We start from the raw sequence: 14609 nt of genomic DNA on the forward strand, positions 1-14609 counted from the left end.
GCTCAGGCCTCGCTGCCGTCGACGATGGCCAGCGACGTCTCGCGGGCGTTGTCGAACGCGTCGTCGACGGCGACGACGTGACGCCCGGCGGCGTCGAGCACGGACGCCGCGATCGAGGCCCGGTACCCACCGGCGCAGTGCACCCACACCTCGCCGGCGGGCACCTCGCCGACGCGGGTGATGATCTCGTGCAGCGGCACGTTGATCGCACCGTCGATGTGGCCGCTCGTGTACTCGCTGTCGCGTCGCACGTCGAGGACGACGACGTCACGGTGGTGACGCACCTGCGCGAGGTCGGCGAACGTGGCGCGCTCGAACGAACCGAGTTCACCACTCGTCCAGTCCTGCGGTGTGCCGGTGGCGGCGGCCTGGGGGCGTTCGATGCCGATGCGCACGAGCTCACGCTGCGCCTCAGCGACCTGCTCGCGGCTGTCGCCCAAGAGGGTCAGTGGCGTGCCCCACGGGATGAGCCACCCGAGGTAGGTGGCGAACTGGCCGTCGATGCCGAAGTTGAGGGCCTGCTTGACGTGGCCCTTCGCGTACGCCTGCCGGTTGCGCAGGTCGACGACCCATTCGCCGGCCTCGAGTGCGGCGCGGATAGCATCGGCGTCAGCCGCGGCGGGCTCGCTGAGGTCGGGGGCCGTGGCGGGCGCGTCGAGGTTGGCCGGGCCCATGTGGGCGTAGTAGGCGGGCCATGCCTCGAGCCCGGCGAGAATCTGTTCGACCCAGGTCTGCTCGTCCTCCATCAAAGCGGGGTTGGTGCGCTTCTCCGCCCCGATGGTCGAGGAGTCGGCGTCCGACTGGGTCGCCGAGCAGAAGCTGCCGAATCCGTGGGTGGGCAGAACCGCGGCGTCGTCGGGCACCTCATCGGCGATGCGGTGCGCCGAGGCGTACTGGTGGTGCACCAGAGGGTCGGTGTGCTCGGGGCCGAGCAGGTCGGGGCGGCCCGTCGAGCCGAACAGCAGGGAGCCGCCGGAGAAGATGCCCACCCGCTCGTCGTGCGAATCGAGCGCGTACGACAGGTGCGTGAACGTGTGTCCGGGGGTCGCCATGACGGTGACCGCAAGCGCGGGCGAGACCGTGATGACGTCACCGTCGTCCACTCCGACGCGTTCGAAACGCACCGGGTCGGCCACGTTGACGTGGTACGCGGCGCCCGTCGCGTCGGCCAGCGCGCGGCCGCCGGTGACGTAGTCGTTGTGAATGTGCGTCTCGAACACATGAGTGATCCGCACCCCTTCACGCTCGGCGAGATCGATGACGCGGTCGATGTCACGCTGCGGGTCGACGACGAGAGCGACCTCACCGTCGTGGGCCAGGTAGGAACGATCGCCGAGCGTCTTCGTGTCGATGGGGATGATCGTGGCCATGGCGTTCTCCTCGTGCGTACTGGGCTGAAAATATACCCCCGGGGGTATCTGTCGCCACCGTACTCGCATACCCCCGGGGGTATCAAGTAGAGTGGGGGCTTCATCGCAGTTCGAGTGGAAAGGCATCGGTGTGGAACTCTCTGCCGACGACATGGCTCCGGTGGTCAACCGGCTCAAGCGCGCCCAGGGTCAGCTGGGGGGTGTCATCCGCCTCATCGAAGAGGGCGGCGATTGCCAGAGCGTCGTCACCCAGCTCGCGGCGACAAGTCGCGCTCTCGATCGCGCCGGTTTCGCGATCCTCTCCTCGGGCCTGCAGCAATGCCTGGCGACGAAGGGCAGTGTCGAGGGCGAGGACGCGAAGACGTTGGAGAAGCTGTTCCTGACCCTGTCCTGAAGCGCCTACCGCTAGGCGTAGCTCAAACGAAGGGTTCTGCACCACCGAGGCGAGCAGGTGGCTCAACCCACCGTTTCTGCTAGAGCAGCGGTCAGGTGCCAGAACGAGATGTTGAGGTGTAGCTCAACGAATCTGTGAGCACGACCATCCGGCTCACAAATCCGACGCTGGCGCTCCCCGCTACGAGCTACTGCCGGGCAGCGAGGTACTCCACTGCGGGACGTGGTGAGCTGAAGACAGGGGTGGGCAGGTCGGTGAGCAACGCTTCCGCCGGGGCCATGCTGGCTTGAGCCAAGATGACGACATCTGCGGTCGTCGCCGCGGCCCGGGCGGTTCGTGCGATGCATTCGACGTATCCCACCTGGTCCCCGGCTTCGAACATGTCCCAGGCGCCCTTCGCCACGATCGACGTGGTCTCAACTTCGTGATCTGCCGCGCTGGCTTCTTCTTCAAGCAGCGCCAGCGTGGGCGCGAGAGTGGAGTCAAGGGCTGCGATGACGGCGATTCTGCGCCCGGCCTGGAAGGCGCGGGCAGCCATGGGCCGGTCCACTCTGAAGACCGGCACTCCCGGTTCGCTCTGCTCAGCAACGCTCCCAAGGGTTGAGCACGTGCAACAGATCAGCTCTACGCCCCGATCTTTCAGGCTGCGCAGGTGAGCCTCGACGCGGTCAGCGACCGACTGTGGACCATTCACGCGGGCATCAGTGAGAAGGGACTCGTCGACCACGTGCACGGGGTGCGCTTCGGGGGCGACCTCGCTCAGAAGGTTGTCGAAAGTTAGAACGTGGACTGGCGACGTGTGCAAGAAGCCGATGCGCGACATGTGTGCATTCTTCATCGCGTGGCGCACATCGGACTTGGCGATCTCAGCACCCACGGAGGGGCGGTGGCTGAAACGAAGGATTCTGCACCACCGAGGCGAGCAGACGTCCTGCGGCTGCATGGTAATCGTGAACCATCTCATCGTCCTTGAAAGCTCAGACACCAGGGCGGATGGTCACAATGTGCATGCTCTGCAGGTCGTCCAAGCGCACCCAGCTTCGCGGTGCACCTCCCTGCGTCACGATGAGGTGAGAAGGAGTCCCACATCTGCGATTTTCGTCCGCATTCGTCCCGCGGCAAGCACGGTGCGGCGACTCGGTGCTGACGGCGGCGTCGCTACTCTGTCGGGGTGAACATCCTCTCCATCCAGTCGTCGGTGGCCTATGGCCACGCCGGTAACTCGTCGGCCGTGTTTCCGCTGCAGCGCCTCGGGCACGAGGTGTGGCCCGTGTTCACCGTGCACTTCTCCAACCACACGGGGTACGGCGAGTGGCGCGGGCCGGTCTTCGATCCGGAGACGGTGCGCGACGTCATCACCGGCATCGAGGAGCGTGGCGTGCTGCCGCGCTGTGACGCCGTCCTGTCCGGCTACCAGGGCGCCCCGACGATGGGGGAGGTCATCGTCGACGCCGTCGCGCGCGTCAAGGCCGCCAACCCCGACGCGCTGTACTGCGCCGACCCCGTCATGGGCGACGTCGGCCGCGGTTTTTACGTGCGCGAGGGCATCCCGGAATTCATGCGGGACGTCGTCGTGCCCGCCGCGGACGTGCTGACGCCCAACCAGTTCGAGTTGGAGTTCCTCGTCGGGCGCACCGTCTCGACGGTGACCGACCTGCTCGACGCCGCCGACGCCCTGCGCGCTCGCGGCCCGAAGGTCGTGCTCGTCACCTCGGTGCAGACGGACGAGACACCCGCCGACTCGGTGCAGATGGCCGTCGTCAGTGACGAGGGGGCGTGGATCGTCACGACCCCGCTGCTACCCATGTACGTCGCCGGTTCGGGTGACGCGACAGCCGCGATCTTCGTGGCGCGCCTCATGACGTCGAGCCCCGCCGAGGCGCTCGCCGCGACGGCGTCGTCGATCTTCGCGGTGATGGAGCGCACTCACGACGCCGGTTCGCGCGAGATCCTGCTCGTCGACGCCCAGGAGGCCATCGCCTCGCCGCCGATGCAGTTCGCGGTGACGCAGCTGCGCTGAGGCCCCCTGGCCGCCCGAACGACACGGAGTGCCCGTCTTCACGAAGGAGGCGGGCACTCGTGCGTGAGGTGGACGCTCAGCCGCCGAGGAAGGCAATGAGCTTGATGATCTCCTCGGCCAGGCTCAGGCCGGACTTGATGAGTTTTTTCGTTGCTGGTCCCGCCAATGTCTTGCATGATTCTCCCCCAGGTTCGTCAAGGGGTGGGGCACCGATACCTCTGTGTTCCGGACGCCTTCGACACTTTCGAACGATGGTCCGTCTCTGCAGTCTCAACCTGGTGACATGAATCGCATGTCGCTTGGCAGAACCTGGTGAAACGTTGGGGGATGGTGCCGCGGCGTGTCCATCTGCCGTGAACGGTAGAAAGCCCAATACCGTGGGCGCATGGATCCGATCCGCAATCCGTACGCGCCCGGTGCCGGCCAGCGTCCGCCCGAGCTCGCCGGGCGCGACGAACAGATCAGCACGTTCGACGTCGTCGTCGCCCGCATCGCGAAGGGTCGACCCGAACGTTCGATCGTCCTCATCGGCCTGCGCGGCGTCGGCAAGACGGTGCTGCTCAACACCCTCCGGTCGGGCGCAGTGCGCGCGCACTGGGGCACCGGCAAGTTCGAAGCACGCCCCGATCAGCGCCTGCGCCGACCTCTGGCGTCAGCGCTGCACACGGCCGTGCGCGAACTTGGCCACCCGCAGGACGACGACGTCGACCACGTCCTCGGCGTCATCAAGAGCTTCGCGCAGCGCGACGTCGACCCCAAGGCCAAGCTGCGTGATCGCTGGAACCCGGGCATCGACGCCCCCGCCGTTCCAGGCCGTGCGGATTCGGGTGACATCGAGATCGACCTCGTCGAGCTGCTGACGGACGTCGGCGGCCTCGCGGCGGACGTCGGCAAGGGCGTCGCCATCTTCATCGACGAGATGCAGGATCTCGACCCCGAGGACGTGTCGGCGCTGTGCGCGGCGTGCCACGAGATGTCGCAGAGTTCGCTGCCAGTCATCGTCGTCGGTGCCGGCCTGCCGCATCTTCCGGCGGTGCTGTCGGCGCAGAAGTCGTATTCGGAGCGGCTGTTCCGATACGCGCGCATCGATCGTCTGCCTAGGGATGCCGCGTTCAAGGCGCTGCAGGGCCCCGCGCAGGACGAGGACGCCGAGTTCACCGACGACGCTCTCGAGGCGATGTACGCCGCGACGGGCGGTTACCCCTACTTCATCCAGGCGTACGGCGCGACGGTGTGGGATCTCGCGCCCGGCTCGCCGATCACCGCGGAGGACGTGGCGGTTGCCGTCCCCGAGGCCGAGGCCGAGCTCGGTGTCGGGTTCTTCGGCTCACGCTACGAGCGCGCGACGCCCGGTGAGCGCGAGTACCTGCGAGCGATGGCGGACGCCGCGCAGCGTGTCGCCGACGCCGCAGCCGCCGACGAGTCGGGGGAGACGCCGGGGCTCGACGACATCGAATCGGTGCCGACGTCTCTCGTCGCCGAGGTGCTCGGACGTAAGCCCCAATCACTTTCTCCCGCGAGGGATTCACTCATGAAGAAGGGGCTCGTGTACTCCGGCGAACGCGGACGGATCGCCTTCACCGTGCCGCACTTCGGCCGCTACCTGCGTACCGTGACGGCGGACTGAGCGGCGCGCGGGCGGCTGCGACGTCGCCCGCGCCGCACGTCACATCCCGAGCTTGGTCTTCGAGAACGCCGCGACGGCCGCATCAGGGCCTTCGACGCTGACGCCCGAGCGCTCGCAGCGACCGCTGAGGTGCATCATGAGGTCGACGGGCGAGCCGGCGAGCACCACGGCGCCCGCGTCGGTCGGTTTCTTCAGTTCGACGTCGCCGCGCTGCGGGGCGCGCAGCGTCACGCCGACGGGCGAGGAGCGCACGAGCAGCTTGCCCGTCGTGGTCAGCGATGACCACACGGCGTCCTCGGTGCCCTCGGGCAGCGGCGGCAGCGTCGCCTGCACGTCGGTGGGCTGTGCGCGCCGGACATCTTCGGCGTGCGTCGCGTACTCGACGAGGTTGACGCGCTCGTTGATGGCCGGCACCTGCATCGGACTCAATTTGCCCGGCCCGCTGCGCACCTCGTCGACGAGGGTTGCGTAGGGCTTCTTCGAGCGCGCGTCCTGCACCTTCTCGGTGTGACCGGCGAAGGCGGGGATGAAGATACCGGGCATCGCGTCCGGGCGGCGATCACGGATGACGAGGTGGGCGGCGAGGTCGCGCGCGGTCCATCCCTCGCACAGGGTCGGCGCGTCGGGGCTGACGGCGGCGAGCAGGTCGGCGACGTGGTGGCGCAGGGCGGGAGCAAGAGTCATGCGTCCACCCTTCCACGGATGAGCATCCCCCGGCAGCACCCATCGGAAGGGGTGAGTGACGTTCGTGTACGCGCGGTGGCGCGCGCCACCCACTCTGGGCGGGTGACGACGGCGAAGATCTGGGCGGGAATAGCCGTCCACGCCACCATGCTGCTCGGCGAGCTGATCCTGCTGTACGTCTTCGCGACGTCGGCCGTCAACGTCACTTCGACGCGCACGTCCTCGTGCACTCGGCGCTGAGCTTCTTCTACAACGCGATCGTGCTGGCGGTCGGCCTTCGGATCATCACGGTCGGCTGACGGCGTTTCACGTGAAACGTCGACGCTGACGGCGGTGCGCCCCGAGCCGGCGGCGCGGCGGTTGACGTCGCATGTCATGCGTCGTATGGCGTCAGCGTCAGCCCTCGTGCCGCACCCGGCTGACGATCGCGCCACCGACGAGTCCGAGCAGGCCGGGGACGACCCAGCCGAAGCCGTTCTCGAACCATGGCAGGACGGTGCGCGCGCCGTCGACGAGAGCGTCGCGGCCCGCCGGTGCTGACGGCAGTGCGGCGAGCAGGTCGAAGAGCGCGGCGACGCCGACGCACGCGACGACACCGACGAGGATGCTGCGTCGGCCCTTCAGCCACGGCGACGCGAGGCCGAGCAGGATGAGCGCGATCGCGAGCGGGTAGAGGAACATGAGCAGCGGCGTCGACCAGGAGATGATGGCGCTGAGGCCGATGTTCGACACTGCGAACGAGACGCCCGTGAACGTCAGTGCCCACGCGCGGTACCCGAGGCCGGGGAACATCTCGGCAAACATCTCCGCGCAGGCCGTGACGAGGCCGATCGAGGTCTTGAGGCACGCGACGAGCACGATCGCGGCGATGAGCACCTGCCCGAACGAGCCGAAGAAGTGTCGGGAGATGCCGGCCAGCGCGGTGCCGCCGTTGTCGGCGGTGATGACGCCGATCGACGTCGCACCCATCCATGCGAGCGAGGCGTAGATGGCCGCCATTCCGAGGACGCTGACGATGCCGCTCTTCGCGGTCTCGACGGCGATGCGTCGCGGGCTCGTGATGCCGAGGCGGCGGACCGCGTCGATGATGACGATGCTGAACGCGAGGGAGGCGAGGGCGTCCATCGTGTTGTAGCCGTCGAGGAAGCCGCGGGTGACGGGGCCGTCCGCGTACGGGCCCTTGGGGGCGGCGGTGACGTCGTGCGTCATCGGTTTCACGAAGGCGGCGACGATGATCGCGCCGAGCAGCACGAGGAATCCGGGGGTGAGGTAGCGCCCGACCCAGTCGATCAGCTTGCCGGGACGCAGCGCTGCGGCCGCGGTGAGGGCGAAGAAGATCGCGGTGGATGCGAGCAGCGCCCATGTCTGTGCGCCGACGGGCACCGATTCGGCGAGGCCGATCTCGTACGAGACGGACGCGGTGCGCGGGATCGCGAATGCCGGCCCGATCGTCAGGTACAGCAGGCACGTGAAGACGACGGCGAAGCGTGGGTCGACGCGCGCCGCGAGTTCGCGGACGTTGCGCGTGCCCGACAGGGCGGAGGCGATGACGCCGAGGACGGGCAGGCCCGTTGCGGTGATGAGGAACCCGATCGTCGCGAGCGTGGTGTGCGACCCGGCTTCGCGGCCCATCTGCACGGGAAAGATGAGGTTGCCGGCGCCGAAGAACAACCCGAACAGCATCGTCCCGACGAGGAGTGTCTGTGCCGGACGCAACCGCGACGGCGTGGACGAGGAAACGGTCGGTGCGGCAGCAGAACTCACGCCGGTCAGTATGACAAGGACGGCGGGCCGAGCGGGCAGGGCGCCACCGCGTCCCGGGCCAAGGCCAGGAGCTGGCCTTGCCCATCTCGGCACCACGAATGTGAGCGCCCTGGCCGAAAACGAGCTTCATGTCGCTCGTGTTCGACCAGGACGACGCTCACATTCGAGAGACGGTCACCCGGCGGCTTCGGCATCGCGCAGCCGCCGGGCCTGCGTCAGCTCGTCGCCTTCGTCAGGTCGTAGACGGTGACGCCACCGACCGTCGTGGCCTTGTAGTGCGCCTTGACCCAGGCGGTGATCTGCGCGCCCGAGCCGGAGTTGCCCCCCGGGCCGCCGCCCATGCCACCGCCGGCGATGAAGTACGTGATGTCGCCGTTCTTCACGTACTGCTGGAACTGCGCGAGCGTGACGTTGTCGTCACTGCCGCTCCAGCCGCCGATCGACATGACGGCCGTGTCGCTGCTCAGGATGTACCCGGCTGCACTCTGATCGCCGATGACGGCCGCGGACCACTTCGAGTTCGTCGCGTCGAGCAACTTCACCAACGCCGCGTTGGACGTCGAACCGCCCTGCGCGCCGGCGGAACCCGCGGAACGCTGCGTACCCGTCGTCGAACCCGAGGCCCCGGCCTCGCTCGACGAGCCGGACGACGCCGCCGAACCGCCACTCGACGCCGCGCCGGAAGCTGAGCCCGAGCCGCCACTCGACGGAGCTGCACCCGAAGGAGCCGTACCCGACGGCTTGGTGCCCGACGGAGCCTGACCCGCCGCACCCGACGAGCCGGTCGTCCCAGAACCAGCCGGGCCAGCAGAACCCGTCGAACCACCAGGCGCACCCTGGGCGCCGCCGGGAGCCGAGCCCATCGACCCCATGCCGCCGCGTGCTCCGGCAACGGCAGGGCCGGCAGTCGGCATCGAGCCGTTGTGGCCGCTCGCCATCGTCGCGAACGTGTACGCCGACGTTCCACCGATGCCACCGAGCACCCCCACGACGAGGCCGGTGACGGCGACGCGGCGCGCACGCGCACCCCATGCCGGCGCGGCGACGAACGTCATCGCCCCGAGCACCGCAGCGATCGCGCAGACCCACTTGAGCCACGGCATCCAGCCGGACGCAGACGTCGTCAGCACCCGGAAGCTCCAGACACCGCTGACGCAGATCGCCGCGCCGAGCACGACGCGCCACAGCAGCGACGAGCGTCGCGCGAAGACCTCACGACCACCGACGGCGATGCACGCGGCGACGGCCGGCGCGAGCGCCACGGCGTAATAGGAGTGCACGGTGCCCTTCATGAACGACAGGCACAGCATCGTCACGACGAGCCAGCCGCCCCACAGCACGAGTGACGCGCGCACGAGATCGGTGCGCGGTGCACGACGACGAGCGACGAGGCCTGCCACGAGCAGCACGAGGGACGCGGGCAGCAACCACGAGATCTCGCCGGCGAACTGGCTGTTGAACATGCGGAACAGCCCAGCGGTGCCACCGAATCCACCACCGCCGGCGCCACCACCGCCCCCGGCGTTGCCGTCGCCGCCGAGGATGCGGCCGAGGCCGTTGTAGCCGAGCGCTAGTTCCCATTCGGAGTTGTTCGTCGAGCCGCCGATGTAGGGGCGAGAGCCGGCCGGCCAGGCCGCGACGAGCGCCACGAACCAGCCGGCGCCGACGATGACGCTGACGAGCGCCGCCGCGAGGTGCTTGATGCGCGTGCCCAGCGAGAAGCGTGCCGCCACGAGGTAGGCGAGACCGAGGCCGGGCAGGACGAGCAGGCCCTGCAGCATCTTCGTCAGGAACGCGAAGCCGATGAGCAGTCCGGCGCCGACCATCCACCGCAGCGCGGTAGCCGAGGCGGAGCGAACCCGCCCGCGCCGCGTCGTCGTCGGCTCGTCACGTCCGCTCACCTCGATGGCGCGCACGACGCAGTAGGCGGCGGCCGTCATGAGCAGGACGAGCATCGCGTCGGGGTTGTCGAAGCGGAACATGAGCGCCGCGACGGGCGTCATCGTCACGATCAACCCGGCGAGCAGGCCCGCCGCGTGCCCCGACCAGCGGCGCACCGCGCCGTACGTCAGGCCGACGGTGCCGACGCCCATGAGCGCCTGCGGCAGCAGCAGCGAGAACGACGAGAAGCCGAAGATCCGCGCGGACAGCCCCATGACCCACAAGGAGGCCGGGGGCTTGTCGACGGTGATCGCGTTGCTCGAGTCGAGCGAACCGAACAGCCACGCCTTCCAGTCCTTCGACGCCGATTTCGCTGCGGCAGCGTAGAACTCGTTCGCGTAGCCGGAGTTCGTCAGGTTCCAGCCGTACACGACGGCGGCCAGCGTCAGCAGCGCGAACAGCGCCGGTCGCGCCCAGTTCGGGTCGTCATCGGCGCCGCGCACGAGGCGCCGCAGCCGGTCCTGACGCCGTGGGGGTGCCGCCGCGGAGTGCGGGGTGGCACCCCCCGCCAGCTCGCGGGCCCGACGGCCGTCGCGGCGCGATCGCAGCAGGCGCGTCGGTGTGGTGGTGGTCATCGCGGATCCCTCCGTCGCAGTCTCGGCGCCGATGCGCCCGGTGATGACGACGACTCTCGCGGCCGGCGCTTTGCTGCCCGCGTGGCGCCCCTGTGCGCCGTCTGTGAGCGGTTCGCCATCACGCCCCGCTCGACCTGCGCGGCCCCGCCCCGCTTGATCCAACGGGCGACGTCCCACCCCGCCACCCTTGAGATCGGCCCAAGGGCGCTGATCGTGTTGCGACCGAACGAAGTACGGTATGAGGCATGTCTGCCGCAGCGCCGCGAGGGCCGAGATCGCGGGGTTCGGTGAGGTTCAGAAGCCTCGCGCGGGCGGTGGGGCCGCGGCTGCTGCGCGGTGTCGTCGCAGCGGCCGTCCTGTGCTTGCCCGTCGCGGTGCTCGCGCTGCTCGTCACGCGCCACTTCGCTCCGATCGTCGACCTCGACGAGCGAGTCGTCGTCGCGGCCACCGACGTCACGCGCGCACACCCCGGGTTCGAGGACGCATTGATCGGGTGGCAGTCCGCGTTCCACCCGACGATGGTCTACCTCTACGCGATTCCCGTCGCCGTCTGGACGTGGCTGCGCGGCTTCCGGGCCCGCACGATCTGGGGCGTCGTGACGATGCTCGTCGGCTGGAACCTCGGCCTGCAGGTCAAGCTCATCGTCGAGCGGGCGCGCCCCGTCATCGCCGACCCCGTCAGCCATGCGCCGGGCTACAGCTTTCCCAGCGGCCACGCGTTCAACGTCGCGATGATGGTGACGACGTGCCTCATCATGGCGTGGCCGCTCGTGCGGCGCTGGCCCCCGCTCATCCGCGCCGCAGCGGTGGCGGTGGGGGTGCTCGTCGTCGTCCTGACGATGCTCGATCGCATCTTCCTCGGCGTCCACTTCCCGAGCGACGTGACGGCGGGCGTCCTGCTCGCGCTGGGCCTGTCGTCCGCGTCGTATCTCGGTTTCAGCCATCGGCCGAAGGGCCACCTCGAGGAGGATTCGTGACCACCGCTCACCCCGACCATCACGACGGTGGGCGCGAGGCGTCAGCCCGCCCGACGCCCAAGGAGGTGCTCGTCTCCATCCTGAAGCGCGCTGTCCTGCCGGCTCTCGTGGCGTTCGGGGTGCTCGTCGCCATCGGCAAGATCATCACGATCGTGTTCGACGAGATCCCGGCCGAGGACACGCTCTCGCGGGATGTCGCCGGGTGGCGCACCGCCTCGCTCAACCCGATCTCCAAGACCGTGTCGACGATCAACGACACGTGGTTCACGATCGGCGGGTCGGTCGTCGTCGCGCTCGTCATCCTCGTGCTGACGCGCAAGTGGTGGCTCGCCATCCTGCCGGTCCTCGCGATCAGCCTCGAGGCGAGTGTCTTCGTGCCGGTGACGAAGATCGTCAACCGTCCGCGCCCCGAGGTCGAGCGCCTCGACCCGCACGCGCCGCCGACGTCCAGCTTTCCGAGCGGGCACACCGCGGCGTCGTTCGCGTTGTTCTGGAGCATCATGCTGCTCGCACAGCGCATCCCGAACGTGCTCGCGCGCCGCATCGTCCAGGTCGTCTGCTTCGTCTTCCCGTTCTGCGTCGGCTTCGCGCGCCTGTACCGCGGCATGCACCACCTCAGCGATGTCATCATCGGCGCGCTGCTCGGCATGCTGTGCGCGGGCATCTCCTACGCGGCGATCCGCGCGACGGAACGTCAGGCCGCCGAGCGAGCGGACGGGGTTCGCGGCTGAGCCACCGCCCGGCGGGTTCGAGCCGGAAAAGCTCTCCTCAGGTCAAGAACGCAGGCAGAAAGCCTGCGTTCTTGTCATGTCCAGAGCCTGTCAACAAATGTCACATCGAGGTTGCGAATGCCCAGGTGTGGCAGGGGGGCGCACAAGCAAACCCCTGTGATCTCGCATATTGCAGCCTCTCCCTGTCGGTGAACTGAGAAAAAATTGTGCGTCAACTCTCCATTCGACCCCTCGCGAGGGCTATACATGACTTGACTCACAGTCCTTGGGCTGACGAGTCACCCCACCCCCCCACCGCCGGAGCCCCACGCCCCGGTCGCTCAGAGGAGACACCGATTCTCATGAAGCGCACCACCCTCACCGTCGCCTTCGCTGCGGCCTGCTCCTTCTCGCTCGTCCCCGCCGTCGCTCAGAGCGCCTCCGCCGACTCCCCGGCGACGCGGCAGGCGTCGTTCCAGTCGGCATCGGCGCATTCGAGCCTCGTCGGCTCCGCGCAGTCGCAGTCGGCGGCGCTCGTCAAGGCCGTCGGTCTCAGCGCCGACAACGCCTTCAAGATCAAGGACGTGCTCAAGGACACCGACGGCTCGACGCACGTGCGCGTCGACCGCGCCTTCAAGGGCATCCCCGTCGTCGGTGGCGACCTCGTCATCCACCGTGACGCCTCCGGCAAGGTCACCGGCCACGACGGCATGTTCGACGGCGCCATCACCGTCGACACCGCACCCGCCATCCCCAAGGCCACCGGTGAGGCCAAGGGCCTCGCGGCCGCCAAGGCCCACAAGAAGAGCGAGGGGCTCGATGCGGCCAAGGGCGCGGGCAGCACTCTCGTCATTCGTGTCGACGAGGCCGGCAAGCAGCAGCTCGCCTACATGGTGAAGACGACCGGCATGCAGAAGGACCGCACGCCGTCGCGCGTCCGCTCGTTCATCAACGCCGACACCGGCGCCGTCATCTCCTCGTTCGACGAGATCGCCCACGCCACGGGCAACGGCATCTACGACAAGAACGTCACGCTCACCACCTCCGGCTCGAGCGGTTCGTACAAGCTGAGCAACCCGAACACGGGCAACTACACGACCGACTCGAACAACCAGAAGATCAACGGCACGACGATGACGGACGCCGACAACGTCTGGGGCGACGGGTCGAACTCGAACCGTCAGAGCGCCGGCGTCGACGCGCAGTACGGTGCGGACACGACGTTCGACTACTACAAGAGCGTCATGGGCCGCAACGGCATCTGGAACAACGGCAACGGTGCGCGCAGCCGCGTCCACTACGACAACAACTACGTCAACGCGTTCTGGGACGGCACTCAGATGACGTACGGCGACGGTGACCGTAATGCGAACCCGCTGACGGAGCTCGACGTCGCCGGCCACGAGATGAGTCACGGCGTCACGGAGAACACGGCCGGTCTCGACTACTCGGGCGACGCCGGTGGCCTCAACGAGGCGACATCCGACATCTTCGGCACGGGCGTGGAGTGGTACGCGAACCTGGCCTCCGACAAGCCGGACTTCCTGCTCGGCGAGGAGATCGACATCAACGGTGACGGCACGCCGCTGCGCTACATGGACAAGCCGAGCAAGGACGGTGCGAGCTACGACTGCTACTCCTCGTCCGTCGGCAGCGCCGACCCGCACTACTCGTCGGGCCCGCTCAACCACTGGTACTTCCTCGCCTCGAACGGTTCGGGCGCGAAGACGATCAACGGTGTCTCCTACAACAGCTCCACCTGCGACAGCTCATCGGTGACGGGCGCCGGCCGCGCCGACATCGAGAAGGTCTGGTACCGCACGCTGTCGACGAAGCTGACGTCGACGTCGAACTACAAGGCTGCTCGTGAGGGCGCCATCAAGTCGGCCGTCGAGCTGTACGGCGGTTCGAGCCAGGTCTGCAAGTCGGTCGAGAGCGCGTTCAACGCGATCAACGTCCCCAAGGGCACCGCTGCGTGCTCGACGTCGACGGACCCGACCCCGACCCCGACGCCCACCCCGGCGCCCGGCACCAACGCGGTGACGAACGGTGACTTCGAAGCGGGTCAGACGGGCTGGACGGGCACGGACGGCCCCATCACGAACAACGCGCGCCAGGCCGCGCACGGCGGTTCGTGGAAGATGTGGCTCGGCGGCAACGGCTCGACGAGCACCGAGTACGAACAGCAGTCGGTGAAGGTGCCGGCGAGCGGCAAGCTGACGTACTACGTGCACGTCGACACGGCCGAGACGACGCGTTCCACGAAGTACGACACCGCGAAGGTCCAGGTCATCAACGGCACGACGACGAGCACGGTGTCGACCTTCTCGAACCTCGACGCGGCGAGCGGTTATGTCGCGAAGACGGTCGACCTGTCGGCCTTCGCCGGCAAGACGGTGACGCTCAAGTTCACCGCGTCGGAGGACTCGGTCTCGCAGACGTCGTTCGTCTTCGACGACGTGGTCGTGAAGTGACGGCGCGCTGACGTCACCTCGACCTCACGTCAGGGGCCGTTGACCGGGCACTGACGACGACGCCGGTGGGTGC

Annotated in this window: 12 protein-coding genes; 7 read left to right on the forward strand and 5 right to left on the reverse strand. The window is 68.4% G+C overall.

Annotated features, from left to right (window positions below):
* Positions 1–2: 2 nt before the first annotated feature.
* The gene (locus tag HMPREF0321_RS01245; protein ID WP_006943542.1) at positions 3–1370 is read right to left on the reverse strand and encodes an MBL fold metallo-hydrolase; all 1368 of its coding nucleotides are present in this window, start codon (positions 1368–1370) and stop codon (positions 3–5) included.
* A 130-nt stretch (positions 1371–1500) separates the two neighbouring features.
* Here HMPREF0321_RS01245 and HMPREF0321_RS01250 point away from each other — a divergent pair, with 130 nt between their 5' ends.
* On the forward strand, positions 1501–1764 hold the full coding sequence (locus tag HMPREF0321_RS01250) for a metal-sensitive transcriptional regulator (RefSeq protein WP_006943555.1): 264 nt from the start codon (positions 1501–1503) through the stop codon (positions 1762–1764).
* 187 nt (positions 1765–1951) lie between these two features.
* Here HMPREF0321_RS01250 and HMPREF0321_RS01255 read toward each other — a convergent pair whose 3' ends face one another.
* Complete coding sequence (locus tag HMPREF0321_RS01255; RefSeq protein ID WP_197418819.1) at positions 1952–2641, reverse strand: aspartate/glutamate racemase family protein; 690 nt, start codon at positions 2639–2641, stop codon at positions 1952–1954.
* 294 nt (positions 2642–2935) lie between these two features.
* On the opposite strand from HMPREF0321_RS01255, the gene pdxY reads away from it, so the two are divergent.
* Positions 2936–3784 (forward strand): pyridoxal kinase PdxY, encoded by an 849-nt coding sequence (gene pdxY, locus HMPREF0321_RS01260; RefSeq protein WP_006943528.1) that lies wholly within the window; start codon positions 2936–2938, stop codon positions 3782–3784.
* Between the two features lie 385 nt (positions 3785–4169).
* Entirely contained in the window at positions 4170–5411 is a 1242-nt protein-coding gene (locus tag HMPREF0321_RS01265; protein ID WP_006943525.1) for an ATP-binding protein, read from the forward strand.
* A gap of 39 nt (positions 5412–5450) precedes the next feature.
* Here the strand turns inward: HMPREF0321_RS01265 and HMPREF0321_RS01270 are convergent, their stop codons facing one another.
* A complete protein-coding gene (locus HMPREF0321_RS01270) occupies positions 5451–6095 on the reverse strand; it encodes a TIGR03085 family metal-binding protein (protein ID WP_040014258.1) in 645 nt (214 codons plus the stop codon).
* Positions 6096–6146: 51 nt separating this feature from the next.
* Between HMPREF0321_RS01270 and HMPREF0321_RS15855 the strand changes: the two genes are divergently transcribed.
* Positions 6147–6335, forward strand: a complete 189-nt coding sequence (locus HMPREF0321_RS15855; RefSeq protein WP_139023517.1) for a hypothetical protein — start codon at positions 6147–6149, stop codon at positions 6333–6335.
* Positions 6336–6491: 156 nt separating this feature from the next.
* Here the strand turns inward: HMPREF0321_RS15855 and brnQ are convergent, their stop codons facing one another.
* Positions 6492–7859, reverse strand: coding sequence for a branched-chain amino acid transport system II carrier protein (brnQ, locus tag HMPREF0321_RS01275; RefSeq protein WP_006943503.1), 1368 nt, complete (start codon positions 7857–7859; stop codon positions 6492–6494).
* 215 nt (positions 7860–8074) lie between these two features.
* Positions 8075–10375: a glycosyltransferase family 39 protein gene (locus HMPREF0321_RS01280; RefSeq protein WP_006943502.1), complete on the reverse strand. Its 2301-nt coding sequence runs from the start codon at positions 10373–10375 to the stop codon at positions 8075–8077.
* A gap of 314 nt (positions 10376–10689) precedes the next feature.
* Here HMPREF0321_RS01280 and HMPREF0321_RS01285 point away from each other — a divergent pair, with 314 nt between their 5' ends.
* From HMPREF0321_RS01285 to HMPREF0321_RS01295, 3 genes are all read left to right on the forward strand, one after another.
* On the forward strand, positions 10690–11352 hold the full coding sequence (locus HMPREF0321_RS01285) for a phosphatase PAP2 family protein (protein ID WP_006943547.1): 663 nt from the start codon (positions 10690–10692) through the stop codon (positions 11350–11352).
* The gene (locus HMPREF0321_RS01290; RefSeq protein WP_006943509.1) at positions 11349–12083 is read left to right on the forward strand and encodes a phosphatase PAP2 family protein; all 735 of its coding nucleotides are present in this window, start codon (positions 11349–11351) and stop codon (positions 12081–12083) included. Before HMPREF0321_RS01285 ends, HMPREF0321_RS01290 begins: the two co-directional genes overlap by 4 nt.
* 341 nt (positions 12084–12424) lie before the next feature.
* Positions 12425–14536, forward strand: a complete 2112-nt coding sequence (locus HMPREF0321_RS01295) for a M4 family metallopeptidase (protein WP_006943535.1) — start codon at positions 12425–12427, stop codon at positions 14534–14536.
* The last annotated feature ends 73 nt before the right edge of the window (positions 14537–14609 follow it).

The sequence above is a fragment of the Dermacoccus sp. Ellin185 genome (assembly GCF_000152185.1).
GTDB classification, from domain to species: domain Bacteria; phylum Actinomycetota; class Actinomycetes; order Actinomycetales; family Dermatophilaceae; genus Dermacoccus; species Dermacoccus nishinomiyaensis.

Excerpts from the sequence above, each read along its gene's own strand:
- HMPREF0321_RS01280 (WP_006943502.1), bottom strand. The coding sequence starts at position 10,375 with ATGACCACCACCACACCGACGCGCCTGCTGCGATCGCGCCGCGACGGC.
- HMPREF0321_RS01270 (WP_040014258.1), bottom strand. The coding sequence starts at position 6,095 with ATGACTCTTGCTCCCGCCCTGCGCCACCACGTCGCCGACCTGCTCGCC.
- HMPREF0321_RS01245 (WP_006943542.1), bottom strand. The coding sequence starts at position 1,370 with ATGGCCACGATCATCCCCATCGACACGAAGACGCTCGGCGATCGTTCC.
- HMPREF0321_RS01265 (WP_006943525.1), top strand. The coding sequence starts at position 4,170 with ATGGATCCGATCCGCAATCCGTACGCGCCCGGTGCCGGCCAGCGTCCG.
- HMPREF0321_RS01295 (WP_006943535.1), top strand. The coding sequence starts at position 12,425 with ATGAAGCGCACCACCCTCACCGTCGCCTTCGCTGCGGCCTGCTCCTTC.